This window comes from Dysgonomonas termitidis, assembly GCF_042654545.1.
Taxonomy (GTDB): Bacteria; Bacteroidota; Bacteroidia; order Bacteroidales; family Dysgonomonadaceae; genus Dysgonomonas; species Dysgonomonas termitidis.
The window spans coordinates 1,400-1,624 of sequence record NZ_JBHSGN010000066.1 but is presented as its reverse complement, the minus strand read 5'-3'; the positions used below and the strand labels follow the sequence as shown (position 1 = coordinate 1,624).

Here is a 225-nt window from a genome sequence, read left to right as displayed (position 1 = left end):
AATACCATCGGATGAGAATGAAGAGGTTTACTTCAGAGACCTAAGGACTGATGATTACAAACAATTCTTTTCAGATGATATAGTAGAAGCTCTTGGCATGATAAAGCCGGCGTCCCGCAAAGCCTTATTATTACAACAAGCCGGATACAGCATGGATGAAATTGCCGGTGAATTGTACAATTCAAGGTTAATTAAATCAAATAGTACAGTGTCCGCAAGGTATTA

The 225-nt window shown here is 38.7% G+C and carries 1 pseudogene; it reads left to right on the top strand.

Annotated elements, in window-relative coordinates:
* Positions 1-225 (top strand): annotated as a pseudogene (locus tag ACFO6W_RS10060) (RNA polymerase sigma factor); the annotation flags it as partial.